The sequence below is a fragment of the Klebsiella sp. PK18 genome (assembly GCF_057784655.1).
The window spans coordinates 3,804,302-3,821,935 of the sequence record NZ_CM173493.1 but is presented as its reverse complement, the minus strand read 5'-3'; the positions used below and the strand labels follow the sequence as shown (position 1 = coordinate 3,821,935).

The 17,634-nt window shown below is 60.9% G+C and carries 14 protein-coding genes and 1 pseudogene; 11 read left to right on the top strand and 4 right to left on the bottom strand.

The window, feature by feature from the left end:
* The first annotated feature begins 139 nt into the window (after nucleotides 1-139).
* From hutI to AC3EMD_RS18620, 6 genes are all read left to right on the top strand, one after another.
* The gene (gene hutI, locus AC3EMD_RS18645) at nucleotides 140-1,459 is read left to right on the top strand and encodes an imidazolonepropionase (RefSeq protein WP_164078887.1); all 1,320 of its coding nucleotides are present in this window, start codon (nucleotides 140-142) and stop codon (nucleotides 1,457-1,459) included.
* Nucleotides 1,456-2,412, top strand: coding sequence for a formimidoylglutamase (gene hutG / locus AC3EMD_RS18640; protein ID WP_008805727.1), 957 nt, complete (start codon nucleotides 1,456-1,458; stop codon nucleotides 2,410-2,412). The genes hutI and hutG overlap by 4 nt, the downstream gene beginning before the upstream one ends.
* Before the next feature lie 61 nt (nucleotides 2,413-2,473).
* Nucleotides 2,474-3,199 (top strand): histidine utilization repressor, encoded by a 726-nt coding sequence (locus AC3EMD_RS18635; RefSeq protein ID WP_008805728.1) that lies wholly within the window; start codon nucleotides 2,474-2,476, stop codon nucleotides 3,197-3,199.
* Between the two features lie 142 nt (nucleotides 3,200-3,341).
* Complete coding sequence (gene hutU / locus AC3EMD_RS18630) at nucleotides 3,342-5,030, top strand: urocanate hydratase (RefSeq protein WP_012542404.1); 1,689 nt, start codon at nucleotides 3,342-3,344, stop codon at nucleotides 5,028-5,030.
* The gene (hutH, locus tag AC3EMD_RS18625) at nucleotides 5,027-6,553 is read left to right on the top strand and encodes a histidine ammonia-lyase (protein ID WP_008805730.1); all 1,527 of its coding nucleotides are present in this window, start codon (nucleotides 5,027-5,029) and stop codon (nucleotides 6,551-6,553) included. The genes hutU and hutH overlap by 4 nt, the downstream gene beginning before the upstream one ends.
* A 98-nt stretch (nucleotides 6,554-6,651) precedes the next feature.
* Nucleotides 6,652-8,034 carry an amino acid permease gene (locus AC3EMD_RS18620; RefSeq protein ID WP_012968669.1) on the top strand — a complete coding sequence of 461 codons (1,383 nt, stop codon included), beginning with the start codon at nucleotides 6,652-6,654 and terminating at the stop codon, nucleotides 8,032-8,034.
* A gap of 512 nt (nucleotides 8,035-8,546) precedes the next feature.
* On the opposite strand, the gene AC3EMD_RS18615 is transcribed toward AC3EMD_RS18620, so the two are convergent.
* Both AC3EMD_RS18615 and bioA read right to left on the bottom strand, forming a co-directional pair.
* Nucleotides 8,547-9,023: a kinase inhibitor gene (locus AC3EMD_RS18615; RefSeq protein WP_012542402.1), complete on the bottom strand. Its 477-nt coding sequence runs from the start codon at nucleotides 9,021-9,023 to the stop codon at nucleotides 8,547-8,549.
* Between the two features lie 70 nt (nucleotides 9,024-9,093).
* Nucleotides 9,094-10,383, bottom strand: a complete 1,290-nt coding sequence (bioA, locus tag AC3EMD_RS18610; RefSeq protein ID WP_040976043.1) for an adenosylmethionine--8-amino-7-oxononanoate transaminase — start codon at nucleotides 10,381-10,383, stop codon at nucleotides 9,094-9,096.
* 85 nt (nucleotides 10,384-10,468) lie between these two features.
* Here bioA and bioB point away from each other — a divergent pair, with 85 nt between their 5' ends.
* The 4 genes from bioB to bioD are packed head-to-tail and all read left to right on the top strand — an operon-like array spanning nucleotide 10,469 to nucleotide 14,117.
* Entirely contained in the window at nucleotides 10,469-11,509 is a 1,041-nt protein-coding gene (bioB, locus tag AC3EMD_RS18605) for a biotin synthase BioB (RefSeq protein ID WP_023297246.1), read from the top strand.
* A complete protein-coding gene (bioF, locus tag AC3EMD_RS18600; protein WP_040973970.1) occupies nucleotides 11,506-12,663 on the top strand; it encodes an 8-amino-7-oxononanoate synthase in 1,158 nt (385 codons plus the stop codon). The genes bioB and bioF overlap by 4 nt, the downstream gene beginning before the upstream one ends.
* Nucleotides 12,647-13,402, top strand: coding sequence for a malonyl-ACP O-methyltransferase BioC (bioC, locus tag AC3EMD_RS18595; RefSeq protein WP_023322249.1), 756 nt, complete (start codon nucleotides 12,647-12,649; stop codon nucleotides 13,400-13,402). Before bioF ends, bioC begins: the two co-directional genes overlap by 17 nt.
* Nucleotides 13,395-14,117, top strand: coding sequence for a dethiobiotin synthase (gene bioD / locus AC3EMD_RS18590; protein WP_023322250.1), 723 nt, complete (start codon nucleotides 13,395-13,397; stop codon nucleotides 14,115-14,117). The genes bioC and bioD overlap by 8 nt, the downstream gene beginning before the upstream one ends.
* Here bioD and AC3EMD_RS18585 read toward each other — a convergent pair.
* On the bottom strand, nucleotides 14,059-14,781 hold the full coding sequence (locus AC3EMD_RS18585) for an ABC transporter ATP-binding protein (RefSeq protein WP_008805739.1): 723 nt from the start codon (nucleotides 14,779-14,781) through the stop codon (nucleotides 14,059-14,061). The two genes, bioD and AC3EMD_RS18585, sit on opposite strands and share 59 nt — an antisense overlap.
* A gap of 89 nt (nucleotides 14,782-14,870) precedes the next feature.
* Nucleotides 14,871-15,080 (bottom strand): annotated as a pseudogene (locus AC3EMD_RS18580) (hypothetical protein); the annotation flags it as partial.
* Nucleotides 15,081-15,491: 411 nt separating this feature from the next.
* Between AC3EMD_RS18580 and uvrB the strand changes: the two are divergent.
* A complete protein-coding gene (gene uvrB, locus AC3EMD_RS18575; protein ID WP_008805740.1) occupies nucleotides 15,492-17,513 on the top strand; it encodes an excinuclease ABC subunit UvrB in 2,022 nt (673 codons plus the stop codon).
* Nucleotides 17,514-17,634 lie beyond the last annotated feature (121 nt).

Below are 17,634 nucleotides of genomic sequence, written 5' to 3'. Positions count from 1 at the left end.
ATTAAGCGTAGTGAAATACCCCGGCTGAGACGCCAGGGTATAAGTCCTTTAAAACCTGCTGTTTTATACTAACTTGAACGAAACGGGAAGACATGGGCGGAAAAACTTACCGTCTTTACGCAACGTTCAGTCCTGCTGGATGGTCTTTAGTCACAAAAAAATAACATTTCCCCGCGCTATTGTTGACTTTATCGGCGTTATGAAAATAAATGTCTATACAACCCATGACAAGTTAAGCGCTATGACTCAAGCCACCTCTGAACGCGTTATCTGGCGAAACGCGCGTCTCGCCACCCTGAACCCTGATTACTCTCAACCCTACGGTCTGCTGGAGCGCCATGCGCTGCTGGTGCGCAATGGCCGCATTGAGGCAATTGTCGCCGACGCTGACGCCCCCGGCGGGCGCAGTATCGATCTCGAAGGCCGGCTGGTTACGCCGGGTTTAATCGACTGCCATACCCACCTGATCTTTGGCGGCAGCCGGGCGCAGGAGTGGGAGCAGCGGCTGAACGGCGTCTCCTATCAAACCATCAGCGCTAACGGCGGTGGGATTAATTCCACCGTGCGCGCCACGCGCGACAGCAGCGAAGCGGAACTACTGGCGCTGGCGCAGCCGCGTCTGGAACGCCTGCTGCGTGAAGGGGTGACCACCCTGGAGATCAAATCCGGCTACGGTCTCGATCTGCAAAACGAACGCAAAATGCTGCGGGTCGCCCGCCAGCTGGCCGACGACAATGGCGTGGAACTGTCGGCGACGTTGCTCTCCGCCCACGCCACGCCGCCGGAATATCAAGGCGATGCCGATGGCTATATCTCGCTGGTCTGCGAGACCATACTGCCGACGCTGTGGCAGGAGGGACTGTTTGAAAGCGTTGACGTCTTTTGCGAAAACGTTGGCTTCAGCCCGCAGCAAACCGAGCGCGTCTTTCAGGCGGCGCAGGCGCTGGGCATTCCGGTAAAAGGCCACGTTGAGCAGCTCTCGTCGCTGGGAGGTGCGCAGCTGGTGAGCCGCTATCACGGACTGTCCGCCGACCATATCGAGTATCTGACGGAAGAGGGCGTGGCGGCGATGCGCGAAAGCGGCACCGTGGCAGCTCTGCTCCCCGGCGCGTTCTACTTCCTTAATGAAACCCGCAAACCGCCGGTGGAACTGCTGCGCAAATACCAGGTGCCGATGGCGGTGGCGACCGATTTCAACCCCGGCACCAGCCCCTTCGCCAGCCTGCATCTGGCGATGAACATGGCCTGCGTCAAGTTTGGTTTAACGCCGGAAGAGGCCTGGGCCGGGGTAACGCGCCATGCCGCGCGGGCGCTGGGGCGGCAGGACAGCCACGGTCAGCTGGCGGCGGGCTTTGTGGCTAACTTTGCCATCTGGGATGCCGAGCATCCGGTCGAGATGGTGTATGAGCCGGGGCGCGCGCCGCTCTGGGGACGCGTGGTACGAGGAGAACGGCAATGATGCTGTGGCAAGCTACGCCCGCCAGTCTTTGGCAGGGACGCGATGATAGCGCGGAAGCGCCTAATGCGCTGCGCCTGTTCCAGACTATCGCCCGCGCGGAACGCTTCGCGCCGCAGGAGATGCCCGGTGATATCGCGCTGCTCGGCTTCGCCTGTGACGAAGGCGTCCGGCGTAACAAAGGGCGTACCGGCGCCGGGCATGGTCCGGAAGCGCTGCGCCGGGCGCTGGCCAATATGGCCAGCCATCAGGGCCACGACCGCTGCGTGGATATGGGCACGATTAGCGTCGATGGCGAACAGTTAGAAGCCGCGCATCAGGCGCTGCGCGAGGCGGTGGCCGCCTGCCAGCGTGCCGGTAAACGTACGCTGGTCCTGGGCGGCGGCCACGAGACGGCCTTCGGCCACGGCGCTGGGGTACTGGATGCCTTTCCGGGCGAAAAAGTGGGCATTATTAATCTCGATGCGCATCTGGATTTACGCTTTGCCGAATGCGCCAGCTCCGGGACGCCGTTCCGCCAGCTGGCGCTGGAGTGTGACGCCCAGCAGCGCGGTTTTCACTATACCTGCATCGGCGTCAGCCGGGCGGCGAACACCCAGGCGCTATGGGATGAAGCAGCGCGCCGCCAGGTGGCTGTCGTTGAGGATCTGGCGGTGCTGGCGGACTTCGACACTCACGTGTTGCCGGAGCTGGAGCGCAATATCGCGCAGTACGATCGTCTGTATCTGACCATCGATCTCGACGTGCTGCCGGCGCGCGAAATGCCGGCGGTTTCCGCGCCGGCGGCGCTGGGCGTGCCGCTGGCAATCCTGCTGCGCATCGTTGAGCCGTTGTGCCGCAGCGGAAAGCTGCAGGCGGTGGATTTGGTCGAGTTTAATCCGCAATTTGACATCGATGGACAGGGCGCCCGCGCGGCGGCCCGTCTGGCATGGCAAATCGCCCATTGGTGGCGCTAGCGATCCGCGCTATTATTTTCGCTTCGCCGCTCCGCTTATTATGCATAAGGAAAGCCAGGCCATGTTTGCACAACAACCTCGTTCCGCGCCCGCGCCTTTCTATGAAAAGGTGAAGCAGGCGATCAGCGAAAAAATCTACCGCGGCGAGTGGCGTCCGCACGACCGAATTCCCTCGGAGGCTGAACTGGTTGCCCAGTTCGGCTTCAGCCGGATGACCATCAACCGCGCGCTGCGCGAGCTGACGGATGAAGGCCTGCTGGTCAGGCTGCAGGGGGTAGGGACCTTCGTCGCCGAGCCGAAAGGGCAGTCGGCGCTGTTTGAAGTGCGCAGCATTGCCGATGAAATTGTCTCTCGTCGCCATCAGCACCGCTGTGAAGTGCTGCTGCTGGAGGAGACCGAAGCCGATCTCATTCAGGCGGAGGCGCTCACCGTCGCCGAAGGCACGCGTATCTTTCATTCACGGATGGTGCATTTCGAAAACGAGGTTCCGGTACAAATCGAAGATCGCTGCGTGAATGCTGCGGTGGTGCCGGATTACTTGTTACAGGATTACACCACTACCACGCCGCATGATTATCTGTCGCTGATCGCGCCATTAACCGAAGGCGAACATATTGTCGAGGCGGTGCAGGCGACGTCAGAGGAGTGCGCGTTGCTGCGCATTCTGCCGCACGATCCCTGCCTGCTTATTCGCCGTCGCACCTGGTCGAAGACGCATATCGTCTCACACGCTCGCCTGCTGTTCCCCGGCGCGCGCTACCGTCTGCAGGGCCATTTCAGCTCGTAATTTTCCCTGGCGTCAGCAAAACGTGATTGCTGACGCAATATAACAAAATTGTATCATTTCTGTTAAATCCTGGCTTGCGCAGAGTTGTATAGACAAGTATATGTATCTACGTACACAACGTTAATTGTCAGGAGAAACCCCGATGTCGCAAAGCAAATATCGCCAGCTGGACGTCCGTGCCCCGAGAGGCACGACGCTGACCGCCAGGAGCTGGTTGACCGAAGCGCCGCTGCGTATGTTAATGAACAACCTCGATCCCGATGTCGCTGAAAACCCGCATGAGCTGGTGGTCTATGGCGGTATTGGTCGCGCTGCGCGCAACTGGGAATGCTATGACGCTATCGTGAAGGCGCTGAAAAACCTGGAAAGCGACGAGACTCTGCTGGTGCAGTCCGGCAAACCGGTCGGCGTCTTTAAAACGCATGAAAACTCGCCGCGCGTGCTAATCGCTAACTCCAACCTGGTCCCGCACTGGGCCACCTGGGAACACTTCAACGAACTGGATGCTAAAGGGCTGGCGATGTACGGCCAGATGACCGCCGGCAGCTGGATCTACATCGGTAGCCAGGGCATCGTGCAGGGCACCTACGAAACCTTCGTCGAAGCCGGTCGTCAGCACTATCAGGGTAGCCTGAAAGGCCGCTGGGTATTAACCGCCGGTCTGGGCGGTATGGGCGGCGCGCAGCCGCTGGCCGCGACGCTGGCAGGCGCCTGCTCGCTGAACATTGAATGCCAGCAGAGCCGCATCGATTTCCGTCTGCGTACCCGCTACGTTGATGAACAGGCCACTTCTCTGGATGACGCCCTGGCGCGCATCAAAAAATACACCGCCGAAGGCCGCGCTATCTCCATCGCGCTGTGCGGCAACGCCGCGGATATCGTTCCGGAACTGGTGAAACGCGGCGTACGCCCGGATATGGTCACCGACCAGACCAGCGCCCACGACCCGCTGCACGGCTATCTGCCGAAAGGATGGAGCTGGGAGGAGTATCAGCAGAAAGCCGAATCCGATCCGCAAGGCACTATCCTGGCGGCCAAACGCTCGATGGCCGACCACGTGCAGGCGATGCTGGCCTTTAATGAAATGGGCGTACCGACCTTCGACTACGGCAACAACATCCGCCAGATGGCGCAGGAAATGGGCGTCAGCAACGCCTTCGATTTCCCGGGCTTCGTGCCGGCGTATATCCGTCCGCTGTTCTGCCGCGGTATCGGCCCGTTCCGTTGGGTAGCGCTGTCCGGCGATCCGCAGGATATCTACAAAACCGACGCGAAAGTGAAAGAGATCATTAAAGATGATAAGCATCTGCACCACTGGCTGGATATGGCGCGCGAGCGCATCAGCTTCCAGGGACTGCCGGCGCGTATCTGCTGGGTAGGTCTGGAGTGGCGGCAGAAGCTGGGGCTGGCCTTTAACGAAATGGTGCGTAGCGGCGAAGTCTCCGCGCCGATCGTGATTGGCCGCGATCACCTTGATTCCGGCTCCGTCGCCAGCCCGAACCGCGAAACCGAAGCCATGCGCGACGGCTCGGATGCGGTATCTGACTGGCCGTTGCTCAACGCACTGCTTAACACCGCCAGCGGCGCGACCTGGGTGTCGCTGCACCACGGCGGCGGCGTAGGCATGGGCTTCTCGCAGCACTCCGGTATGGTTATCGTCTGTGATGGTACCGATGAAGCGGCGGCGCGTATCGCTCGCGTCCTGCGCAACGACCCGGCGACCGGCGTGATGCGTCATGCCGATGCGGGTTACGATATTGCTATTGAATGCGCAGCAGAACAGGGTCTGAATCTTCCGATGGTGGCAGCAACGCAGGGGAACGCTAAATGAAATCGTTAACGCTCATTCCGGGGAAACTGAGCCTGTCGCAGCTCCGCGAGGTTTACAGCCACCCGCTGAACATTACCCTCGACAGCAGCGCGTTTGCCGCCATTGATGAGAGTGTGGCCTGCGTCAACGCCATCCTTGCCGAAGGGCGTACCGCCTACGGCATCAACACCGGCTTTGGCCTGCTGGCGCAGACCCGTATCTCGACGGACGATCTGGAGAACCTGCAGCGTTCGCTGGTGCTGTCCCATGCGGCGGGCGTTGGCGAGCCGCTGGACGATGACCTGGCGCGCCTGATTATGGTGCTGAAGATTAACAGCCTGTCCCGCGGTTTCTCCGGGATCCGCCTGAGCGTGATCCAGGCGCTGATTGGCCTGGTGAATGCCGGCGTGACGCCGTGGATCCCGGCGAAAGGTTCCGTCGGCGCCTCCGGCGACCTCGCGCCGCTGGCGCATATGTCGCTGACGCTGCTGGGCGAAGGCAAAGCGCGGGTACGCGGCGGCGAATGGCTGCCAGCGACCGACGCGCTGCGTCAGGCGGGGCTGGAGCCGATTACCCTGGCGGCGAAAGAGGGCCTGGCGCTGCTGAACGGCACCCAGGCCTCGACGGCTTTTGCGCTGCGCGGTCTGTTCGAAGCCGAAGATCTGTTCGCCTCCGCGGTCGTCTGCGGGGCGTTAACCACCGAAGCGGCGCTGGGTTCGCGTCGTCCGTTCGACGCGCGTATTCACGAGGTGCGCGGCCAGCGCGGGCAGATTGATGCGGCGGCACTGTATCGCCACCTGTTGACCGATGACAGCGCGATCTCGCGGTCGCATCATAATTGCACCAAGGTTCAGGATCCGTACTCACTGCGCTGCCAGCCGCAAGTGATGGGCGCCTGCCTGACGCAGATCCGCCAGGCGGCGGAAGTACTGTTAGCCGAAGCGAATGCGGTCTCCGATAACCCGCTGGTCTTTGCCGCCGAAAATGACGTCATCTCCGGCGGTAACTTCCACGCCGAACCGGTGGCGATGGCGGCGGATAATATCGCGCTGGCGATCGCCGAAATCGGCTCGCTCTCCGAGCGTCGCATCGCGCTGATGATGGACAGCCATATGTCGCAGCTGCCGCCGTTCCTCGTGAAAAATGGCGGCGTCAACTCCGGGTTTATGATCGCCCAGGTCACAGCGGCGGCTTTGGCCAGTGAAAACAAAGCGCTGTCACACCCGCATAGCGTTGACAGCCTGCCGACGTCCGCCAACCAGGAAGACCACGTCTCGATGGCGCCGGCTGCCGGTCGTCGCCTGTGGGCGATGGCGGAAAACACCCGCGGGGTGCTGGCCGTTGAGTGGCTGGCGGCGGCGCAGGGCCTGGATATGCGCGAAGGGCTGACTACCAGTCCGCTGCTGGAAGAGGCGCGTCATCTGCTGCGCGAACGCGTGCCGCACTATACGCAGGATCGCTTCTTCGCCCCTGATATTGAAAATGCCATTGCACTTTTGGCTGCACGTCACCTGACGCGTCTGCTGCCTGCCGTACTGCATTAATCACCGTTGTTCTCTGTACCCGCGTCGGGGGAAGTCATTCCCCCGGCCGACCTACATCGCATATTTGTCGTCATATAAAAAAATCAGGACACCTGTATATGCAACAACAACACAAACCGCATCTGCTGCGCGGGCTGAATGCCCGACACATTCGTTTTATTGCGCTCGGTTCGGCTATCGGCACCGGGCTATTCTATGGTTCGGCCTCCGCCATCAAGGCGGCGGGTCCGGCGGTGCTGCTGGCCTATCTGATTGGCGGCGCGGCGGTCTTTATGGTCATGCGCGCGCTGGGTGAAATGGCGGTGCGCAATCCGGTTTCCGGCTCCTTTGGCAGCTATGCGCGCCAGTATCTCGGGCCGCTGGCCGGATTTATTACCGGCTGGACCTACACCTTTGAAATGGTGATCGTGGCGCTGGCCGACGTCACCGCGTTCGGTATCTATATGGGACTGTGGTATCCCGATGTGCCGCGCTGGATCTGGATCCTCAGCATCATCTTCTTTATTGGCGCGATGAACCTCTGCAATGTGCGAGTGTTCGGCGAGATGGAGTTCTGGCTGTCGCTGATTAAAGTGGTAGCGATTATCGCCATGATGGCGGCGGGGGCAGGCATCATCTTCTTTGGCTTTGGCCATAGTTTCCCGGCCACCGGGCTGGAAAATTTGTGGAGCCACGGCGGCTTTGCGCCACATGGCTGGCAGGGGATCATCGCCTCGCTTGGCATCGTGATGTTCGCTTTCGGCGGCGTGGAAATTATCGGCGTCACCGCGGCGGAAGCGCAGAACCCGAAGAAGGTCATCCCGCAGGCCATCAACACCATTCCGCTGCGTATTATTCTGTTTTACGTCTGCACCCTGGCGGTGCTGATGGCGATCTTCCCGTGGAATAGTTTTGGCGAGCAGGGCAGTCCGTTTGTGCTGATCTTCGATGGCCTCGGGATCCCGGCGGCGGCGACCGTGCTGAATATCATCGTGATTAGCGCCAGTATCTCGGCGATTAACAGCGATATTTTTGGCGCCGGGCGCATGATGTACGGCATGTCGAAAGAGGGGCTGGCGCCGAAGTGCTTCCAGCGGCTCGCCAGCAACGGTGTACCCTGGATGACGGTGGTGGTGATGGGCGTGGCGCTGCTGGTGGCGGTGGTGCTTAACTATCTGATGCCGGAACAGGTCTTTGTCCTGATTGCCTCGCTGGCGGCGTTCGCCACCGTCTGGGTGTGGCTGATGATCCTGCTCTCTCATTTCTCGATGCGCCGCGGTTTGTCGGCCGAAGAGCGCAGTAAGATCGAATTCCCGATCCCCTTCTGGCCGGTTGGTCCGCTGTTGACGCTGCTGTTTATGGGGCTGGTGATCGCCGTGCTGGGAATGGTGGAAGAGACACGCGTGGCGCTGTTAGCCGGGTTGGTCTGGTTGGGGCTGCTGACGGTGGTGTGGTACGCGCGCGTGCGTAAAACCGCGCTGCAGGTGGCCACGGAACAGTAAGGTCAATCTCCCCGGTGGCGCTGCGCTTACCGGGGCTACGTTTGGACCGTAGATACTGTTATCGGTTTGCAACGGTTTTGGTCGGGGAAAACATGTGCTTTGTGTTAATTCCGACACATTGCGCTCCCAATATTTCTTCTGCGTTATGTCCCTCATGGCGCAGGGAGCGCACAGGGGGCGGCCAGTCGCCGCCGCCCCTGTACCCCCGGGCTCCGGCCAGCAACATCGCCACTTCGTGGTGCCTTCGACTTATCCCTGCAGGCTTCGGGTCGGGCCGAGGCAGCGTCCTTGCAAAACACGGCCCTCAGCCCGCATCCATGCGGGCTGCCCCTGCCTTCCGGGAACGTCTCAGCGATGTTGAGGCCGCCAGCATCGGCAGTTTCAGCAAGCATGGTGAATAAATTAAAGGCAGGCCGCACGGACCGTAGGTCGGGTAAGCGCAGCGCCACCCGACAATATACCGGCACCGTGGGTTGCCCGGATAAGGCGCAAGCCGCTATCCGGGGGGATAATTAACTGAACAGGGCGGTGATCGAGGCGCTGGCGAGGGAATGGAAATGGACGTTAAAGCCGACCATCGCGCCGCTGGCCTCGGCATCGACATCAATCTTATCGATATCCAGCGCGTGGACGGTAAAAATGTAGCGGTGGGTTTCACCCTTCGGCGGTGCCGCGCCGCCGTAGCCTGCCTTACCAAAATCGGTGCGGGTCTGAACGGCCTCTTCCGGTAGCTCCGCCTGACCGGAGCCGGCACCCTGCGGTAGCACCCGAGTATCGGCAGGCAGGTTGACTACCACCCAGTGCCACCAGCCGGAGCCGGTCGGTGCATCCGGGTCGTAGCAGGTGACGACAAAGCTTTTGGTGCCCGCGGGCACATCATCCCACATCAGGTGCGGCGAAATATTGTCGCCATCATAGCCCATGCCGTTGAAGACGTGACGATTAGGCAGCTTGCCGCCGTCCTGGAGATCGTGACTGATCAATTTCATGCTTCATCCTCATTGATAATGTGCAGATTAACAAAGAAGTGTAGCCTTCCCGGCGGCGCAAATCCGCTGTTTATTCGCTAAAAAATGTTTCGTCCTGCACGGCCAGGTTGACCGCACGGGTCAGGCGGGTCAGCTGTTTGGGCGTGATGATGTACGGGGGCATCAGATAAATCAGGCGGCCAAACGGGCGGATCCACACCCCTTGTTCGACGAAAAAACGCTGCAGGGCGGCCATATTTACCGGACGCCGGGTTTCAACCACGCCAATCGCGCCCAGCACGCGCACATCGGCGACCAGCGCAGATCCCCGCGCCGAAGCCAGCTCGGCCTGTAGTTGGGCTTCAATCGCCGCCACCTGCTGTTGCCACTCGCCGCTCTCCAGCAGGCGCAGGCTTTCGCTTGCCACCGCGCAGGCCAGCGGATTGCCCATAAAGGTGGGGCCGTGCATAAAGCAGCCGGCTTCGCCATTGCTGATGGTTTCAGCTACCGTTCGGGTGGTGATGGCGGCGGAAAGGGTCATGGTACCGCCGGTCAGCGCTTTACCCAGACAAAGAATATCGGCGGAGATACCGGCATGCTCGCAGGCGAAGAGTTTGCCGGTACGGCCAAAGCCGGTGGCAATCTCATCGGCGATCAGCAAAATCCCTTCCCGGTCGCACATTTTACGCACCCGCCTCAGCCACTCCGGATGGTACATCCGCATTCCGCCGGCGCCCTGGACGATCGGTTCGAGGATCACCGCGGCGATGTCGTGGCGATGCGCGGCCATCAGGCGGGCAAACGGCACCATATCCAGCTCATCCCACTCGCCGTCGAAGCGGCTTTGCGGCGCGGGAGCAAACAGGTTATCCGGCAGGTAGCCCTGCCACAGGCTGTGCATTGAATTCTGCGGATCGCAGACCGACATCGCGCCGAACGTGTCGCCATGATAGCCGTTGCGGAAGGTCAGGAAACGACGACGCGGCTGGCCTTTGGCCTGCCAGTACTGCAGCGCCATTTTCATCGCCACCTCTACCGCCACCGAACCGGAATCGGCGAGGAAAACGCACTCCAGCGATTCCGGGGTCATCGCCACCAGTTGGCGGCACAGCGCCACCGCCGACGGATGGGTGATCCCGCCGAACATCACGTGCGACATCTGATCGATCTGCGCTTTCATCGCCGCATTGAGGCGCGGGTGATTGTAGCCGTGGATCGCCGCCCACCAGGAGGACATGCCGTCAATCAGCTGTTCGCCGCCGGCGAGGGACAGCTCGCACCCGTGGGCGGAAACCACCGGGTAGACCGGCAGGGGGGAAGTCATAGAGGTGTAGGGGTGCCAGATGTGGCGCCGATCGAAGGCGAGATCGTCCAGTGTCATAAGCGACTTGTAAACCATTTTGAAAACATTTAGGTTTACGAGTATAAACCGAACCGCAAATTAACAAAACCTTTTGGAGAGGCTAATGGCTCACCACGCACGCTGGACAATGTCGCAAGTTACTGAGTTATTTAATAAACCACTCATCGATCTGTTATTCGAAGCGCAGCAAATCCACCGCCAGCATTTTGACCCGCGTCAGGTGCAGGTCAGTACGTTGCTGTCGATTAAAACCGGCGCTTGTCCGGAAGACTGTAAATATTGCCCGCAAAGCGCACGCTACAAAACCGGTCTTGAATCCGAGCGCCTGATGGAGGTCGAGCAGGTGCTGGAGTCGGCACGTCAGGCGAAAAACGCCGGCTCCACCCGCTTCTGCATGGGCGCGGCGTGGAAGAACCCCAATGACCGCGATATGCCCTATCTGGAGCAGATGGTGAAAGGCGTCAAGGCGCTGGGGCTGGAGTCCTGTATGACGCTCGGTACCCTGACCGCCAGCCAGGCGCAGCGCCTGGCCGGCGCGGGGCTTGATTACTACAACCATAACCTCGACACCTCGCCGGAATTTTACGGCAACATCATCACCACCCGTACCTATCAGGAGCGTCTGGATACGCTGGATAAAGTGCGCGATGCCGGGATCAAAGTCTGCTCCGGCGGCATCGTCGGGCTGGGAGAGACCGTAAAAGATCGCGCTGGGCTGCTGCTGCAGCTGGCTAATCTGCCGACGCCGCCGGAGAGTGTGCCGATCAACATGCTGGTGAAAGTTAAAGGCACGCCGCTGGCGGATAACGACGATGTCGACGCTTTCGATTTCATCCGCACCATCGCCATCGCACGCATCATGATGCCCACCTCTTACGTGCGTCTCTCCGCCGGCCGCGAACAGATGAACGAGCAGACCCAGGCGATGTGCTTTATGGCCGGGGCGAACTCGATTTTTTACGGCTGCAAGCTGCTCACCACGCCGAACCCGGAAGAGGACAAAGACCTGCAGCTGTTCCGCAAGCTGGGGATCAACCCGCAGCAGACGGCTGTACTGGAGGGCGATAATGAGCAGCAGCAGCGCCTGGAGCAGGCCCTACTCACCCCCGACACTGAGGAATATTACAACGCGGCGGCGCTATGACCTGGCAGCAACGAATCGAGCGGGCGCTGGACGAGCGGCGGCAGACGGATGCGTTTCGCCGCCGCCTGCCGGTAAGCCACGGCGCCGGACGCTGGCTGGAGCGCGAAGGGGAGCGCTGGCTCAACTTCTCCAGCAATGATTACCTGGGCCTGAGCCAGCATGCCGGCATTATCGCCGCCTGGCAGCAGGGGGCGGAACGTTATGGCGTCGGCTCCGGCGGATCGGGCCACGTGAGCGGCTATAGTGAGGCCCACCGCGCGCTGGAAGAGGAACTTGCCGACTGGCTCGGTTACCCGCGCGCGCTACTGTTTATCTCCGGCTTTGCCGCCAATCAGGCGCTGGTTGCCGCGCTGGCGGAAAAAGAGGATCGGATTGTCGCCGACCGCCTGAGCCACGCCTCCCTGCTGGAAGCGGCGAGCCTCAGCCCGGCCCAGCTGCGGCGCTTTGCCCACAACGATCCGCAGCAGCTCGCGCAACTGCTGGCGAAACCGCTGGACGGTCTGCAGTTAGTGGTGACTGAAGGCATTTTCAGTATGGACGGCGACAGCGCGCCGCTGGCGGCCATTCATGCCGCAGCGCAGACCGCCGGGGCGGTATTGCTGGCGGATGACGCCCACGGCATCGGCGTGGTTGGTGAGGAAGGGCGTGGAAGCTGCGCCGCGCAGGGGGTGCGCCCGGAGCTGCTGGTGGTCACCTTCGGTAAGGCGTTTGGGGTGAGCGGCGCGGCGGTACTGTGCAGCGAATCGATGGCCGATTATCTGCTGCAGTTTGCCCGTCATCTGATCTACAGCACCGCCATGCCGCCCGCCCAGGCGGTGGCGCTGAGCGCGGCGCTGCGGGTCATTCGTAGCGATGAGGGCCAGCAGCGGCGGGAAACCCTGGCCGCCCGCATCCGTCAGTTCCGTGCAGGGATGGGCGATGTGTCGCTGGGGCTGACCGATTCCGTCAGCGCGATCCAGCCGCTGATCGTCGGCGATAACGCGCGAGCGCTGAGCCTGGCCTGCCGTCTGCGCGAGGCCGGCTGCTGGGCGACGGCGATCCGTCCACCGACGGTGCCGGTCGGCAGCGCTCGCCTGCGTCTGACCCTGACCGCCGCTCATCAGGCTGAGGACATTAACCGTTTACTGGAGGCGCTGCATGGTCACGGTGAATAAGCAGGCGGTGGCCGCGGCGTTTGGCCGGGCGGCCAGCGGCTATACGCAACATGATGAACTGCAGCGGCGCAGCGCCGATCTGCTGCTGCGCCAGCTGGCGCGCCGCGATTTTGCTCAGGTGCTGGATGCTGGCTGCGGCCCCGGCAGCATGAGCCGCTACTGGCGTGAGGCGGGCAGCGTGGTGACCGCGCTGGATCTCTCCGCCGGCATGCTGGCCCAGGCGCAGCGCCACGACGCCGCGCAGCATTATCTGCAGGGCGATATCGAAGCGCTGCCGCTGCCGGATGGCTGCGTCGATCTGGCATGGAGCAACCTGGCGGTGCAGTGGTGCGACGATCTGCGCGCGGCGATCGGCGAGCTGTGCCGGGTGGTGCGACCCGGCGGGCGGGTGGCGTTTACCACGCTGCTGGCCGGATCGCTGCCGGAGCTTAATCAGGCGTGGCAGGCTATTGACGACCGTCCGCATGCCAACCGTTTTCTCAGCGAACCGGCGGTAAGGGCGGCGCTGAGCGGCCTGCGCGCCGAAGGCATCGTTCATCAGATTAGCCTGCCGTTCGCCGATGCGCTGAGCGCTATGCGCTCCCTGAAGGGCATCGGCGCTACCCATTTGCACCAGGGGAGGGCATCCGCCCCGCTTGGCCGCGGCAAACTGCGCGAACTGCAGCTGGCCTGGCCGCAACAGCAGGGTATCTGCCCGCTGACGTATTATCTTTTTACAGGAGTCATTGAACGTGACTAAACGTTTTTTCGTCACCGGAACCGATACTGAAGTCGGGAAAACGGTCGCCAGCAGCGCGCTGCTGCAGGCGGCGAACCAGTTGGGTTTTAACACCGCCGGCTATAAACCGGTGGCGTCCGGTAGCGACCTGACCGCACAAGGGTTACGCAATGAAGATGCGCTGGCCCTGCAGCGTAATAGCCGGGTGGCGCTGAGCTATGAACAGGTCAACCCTTATACTTTTGCCGAACCGACCTCGCCGCATATTATTAGCGCCGATGAAGGGCGACCGATTGCCGCGGCGGCGCTTTCCAGTGGCTTACGCGAACTGGAGCGCCTGGCAGACTGGGTACTGGTGGAAGGGGCCGGCGGCTGGTTTACGCCGCTCTCGGACACCCTGACCTTCGCCGACTGGGCGCAGCAGGAGCAGCTGCCGGTGATTCTGGTGGTGGGGGTCAAGCTCGGCTGTATCAACCATGCGATGCTTTCCGCCCAGGCGGTGCGCCAGGCGGGGCTGCCGCTGGCGGGCTGGATCGCCAATGACGTGCAGCCGCCGGGCAAGCGCCATGGCGAATATCTGGCGACGCTGAAAAACCGGTTGGCCGCGCCGTTTCTTGGTGAAATACCGTGGCTTGTCGATATCGCGCAGCGCGACGATCTCGGCCAGTATCTGGATCTCAGCGCGCTGGATCTGGCGTCATCCACTGCGCCAGCAGCGGTTCATCCAGCGCCATAATATCGCCCTCGGCGACATTACGCCCCCGGTGAAGGACACAGAACCGATCCGCCACCCGGCGGATAAAGGGCAGGTGCTGCTCGGCGAGCAGCACCGTCAGACCGATATCGCGATTTAACCGCAGCAGCAATTCCGCCAGCTTTTGCAGGCAGCGCGGCCCTGCGCCGCGTGAGGGTTCGTCAAGGATCAGCAGTCGTGGCTGGACGATCAGCGCCCTGGCCAGCGCCAGCTGGTACTGATCGTCGGCGCTTAGCGAAGCGCCTTTGCGCTGCCGTAGCGCATAGAGTTCGGGAAAATGGTCATAAATTTCGCCGCCGCTGGCGTTAGCCCCGGGTTTCCCGGCCGCCAGGGCAATATGCAGGTTCTCTTCCACGCTGAGCTGGGAAAAGATGCGTTTATCCTGCGGCACGTAGCCGATGCCGATGGCGCTGCGCGACTGAGCGGACAGGGGGGTGAGATCGCACGGCGGGGCGCCAATGTCATGCCAGGTCATCCGACCGCTGGCCACCGGCAGATGGCCGGCAATGCAGTTGACCAGGGTGGTTTTTCCCATTCCCTCGCGTCCCAGTACGCCAATGCACTCTCCCGGGCGTAGTTCAAGATCGACATTCCACAGCGAGTGCTGATTACCGTAAAAATGATTTACTGCCTGTAAATTCAACATGGACGTTTTCTCCTTATCCTGGCGTCAGGGCGACAGAAAGATGCTGCAAAACTCTTGCCAGGAAAAAGAACGCTCGGAAAAAACCGCGAAACGCCGACACCATCGGGCATAGTCAGCGCGGGCGCTGCACTTTTCCGGTGCCCGACGCTAAAGGGTGGTGCAAAAAGCAGCAAAAATCGAGCGGCTTTAAACGGATAGTTATCAAAAATAGTTCGATAAAAATTTTTCGCCGCACGGTTTACAGCGAAAGTCGATTTGCGCCGGGCGGCGGCGGTCTTGGGCTGCAGACAGTTATCCACTATTCCTGTGGATAACCTTGTGTATTAGAGTTAGAAAACCTGCGGTAAGCTAGAGCGTACGCGGCCTGCGGCTGAATTGGCGCGAAAGGCGTCTTTTCGTTAAAGTACTTAAATATCAGCGTGTTATATAAAATCAATGGGTGTAAGAAAAGCGTCATCTACTGCCATAAAACTTTCACCCGTCCGCTTGACAAATGTTAAAAGGTAAAAATTTCTGGGGATAACCCTGCCGGCCGGAGGATTATTCCACCCGGTGCGCGTTTTATGCGCACCATGGCGCCGAAATAAGCCGTTTACTGACGCTATCATAGTGATGTACTGTTTAAATATCCAGTATAATTTGTTGGCAAAAAATGGCCCGGAGGGTAGAATTAAACACCGGCCGCTAAATCCATCTTCAGGTTTTGATCAATGAGTAAATCGTTTGTTCTGCATTCCGCCTTTCGCCCCTCCGGAGACCAACCGGAAGCCATCCGCCGCCTGGAAGAGGGGCTGGAGGATGGGCTCGCGCATCAAACGCTGCTGGGGGTCACCGGCTCCGGTAAAACCTTCACCATCGCCAACGTGATTGCCGACCTGCAGCGGCCGACGATGGTGCTGGCGCCAAACAAAACCCTGGCGGCCCAGCTCTACGGCGAGATGAAAGAGTTTTTCCCGGAGAATGCCGTCGAGTATTTCGTCTCCTACTACGATTACTATCAGCCGGAAGCCTACGTCCCCAGCTCAGATACCTTCATTGAGAAGGACGCCTCGGTAAACGAACATATCGAGCAGATGCGCTTGTCGGCGACCAAAGCGCTGCTCGAGCGGCGCGACGTGGTGGTGGTGGCGTCAGTCTCGGCTATCTACGGCCTCGGCGACCCGGACCTGTACCTGAAGATGATGCTGCACCTGACGGTCGGGATGCTGATTGACCAGCGCGCTATCCTGCGCCGTCTGGCCGAACTGCAGTATACCCGCAACGATCAGGCCTTCCAGCGCGGCACCTTTCGCGTGCGCGGCGAGGTGATCGACGTCTTCCCGGCGGAATCCGACGATATCGCGCTGCGCATTGAGCTGTTTGATGAAGAGGTCGAGCGCCTGTCGCTGTTCGACCCGCTCACCGGCCACGTGGAATCGACGGTGCCGCGCTACACCATTTATCCCAAGACCCACTACGTGACGCCGCGGGAACGCATCGTCCAGGCGATGGAAGAGATCAAGCTGGAGCTGGCGGAGCGGCGCAAGGTTCTGCTGGCCAACAACAAGCTTCTGGAAGAGCAGCGCTTAACCCAGCGTACCCAGTTCGACCTCGAAATGATGAACGAGCTGGGCTACTGCTCGGGCATTGAAAACTACTCGCGCTTCCTTTCCGGTCGCGGGCCCGGCGAGCCGCCGCCCACTCTGTTTGACTATCTGCCGGCAGACGGTCTGCTGGTGATAGACGAATCCCACGTTACGGTGCCGCAGATCGGCGGTATGTACCGGGGCGACCGGGCGCGCAAAGAGACGCTGGTGGAGTACGGTTTCCGCCTGCCGTCGGCGCTGGATAACCGGCCGATGAAGTTTGAAGAATTTGAAGCGCTGGCCCCGCAAACCATCTACGTCTCGGCAACCCCCGGCGCCTACGAGCTGGATAAATCCGGCGGCGAAGTGGTGGATCAGGTGGTGCGGCCGACCGGTCTGCTTGACCCGATCATCGAAGTGCGGCCGGTAGCCACCCAGGTAGACGATCTGTTGTCAGAGATCCGCCTGCGCACGGCCATCAACGAGCGCGTGCTGGTGACCACCCTCACTAAGCGGATGGCGGAGGATTTAACCGAGTATCTTGAGGAGCACGGCGAGCGGGTGCGCTATCTGCACTCGGATATCGACACCGTCGAGCGTATGGAGATTATCCGCGACCTGCGCCTTGGCGAGTTTGACGTGCTGGTAGGGATCAACCTGCTGCGTGAGGGGCTGGATATGCCGGAGGTGTCGCTGGTGGCGATCCTGGATGCCGATAAAGAGGGCTTCCTGCGCTCCGAACGCTCGCTTATCCAGACCATCGGCCGCGCGGCGCGAAACATCAACGGCAAGGCCATCCTTTACGGCGATAAGATCACCCCTTCCATGGCCAAAGCCATTGGCGAGACCGAGCGTCGACGGGAGAAACAGCAGCGTTATAACGAAGAGCATGGCATCGTACCGCAGGGCCTCAACAAGAAAGTGGTGGATATCCTGCAGTTGGGCCAGGGCCTGGCGAAAACTAAAGCCAAAGGGCGCGGTAAAGCGAAGGCCGTTGAGCCTGCCGGGCTTAGCGCCGTGGAGATGACGCCAAAAGCGCTGCAGCAGAAGATCCACGAGCTGGAAGGGCAGATGATGCAGCACGCCCAGAACCTCGAGTTCGAAGAGGCGGCGCAAATTCGCGACCAGTTGCATCAGCTGCGCGAGCTGTTTATCGCCGCCTCCTGAGTCCCGGCGCATACTGCCGGAGTGGGCGTGTGGGGCGTAGTGAAGGCGGGACGCTTCTCTCATTGTCCCGCTACCAGATAGCAAACCTTTGAGAAGAAAAAAGGCCGCATTGCGGCCTTCT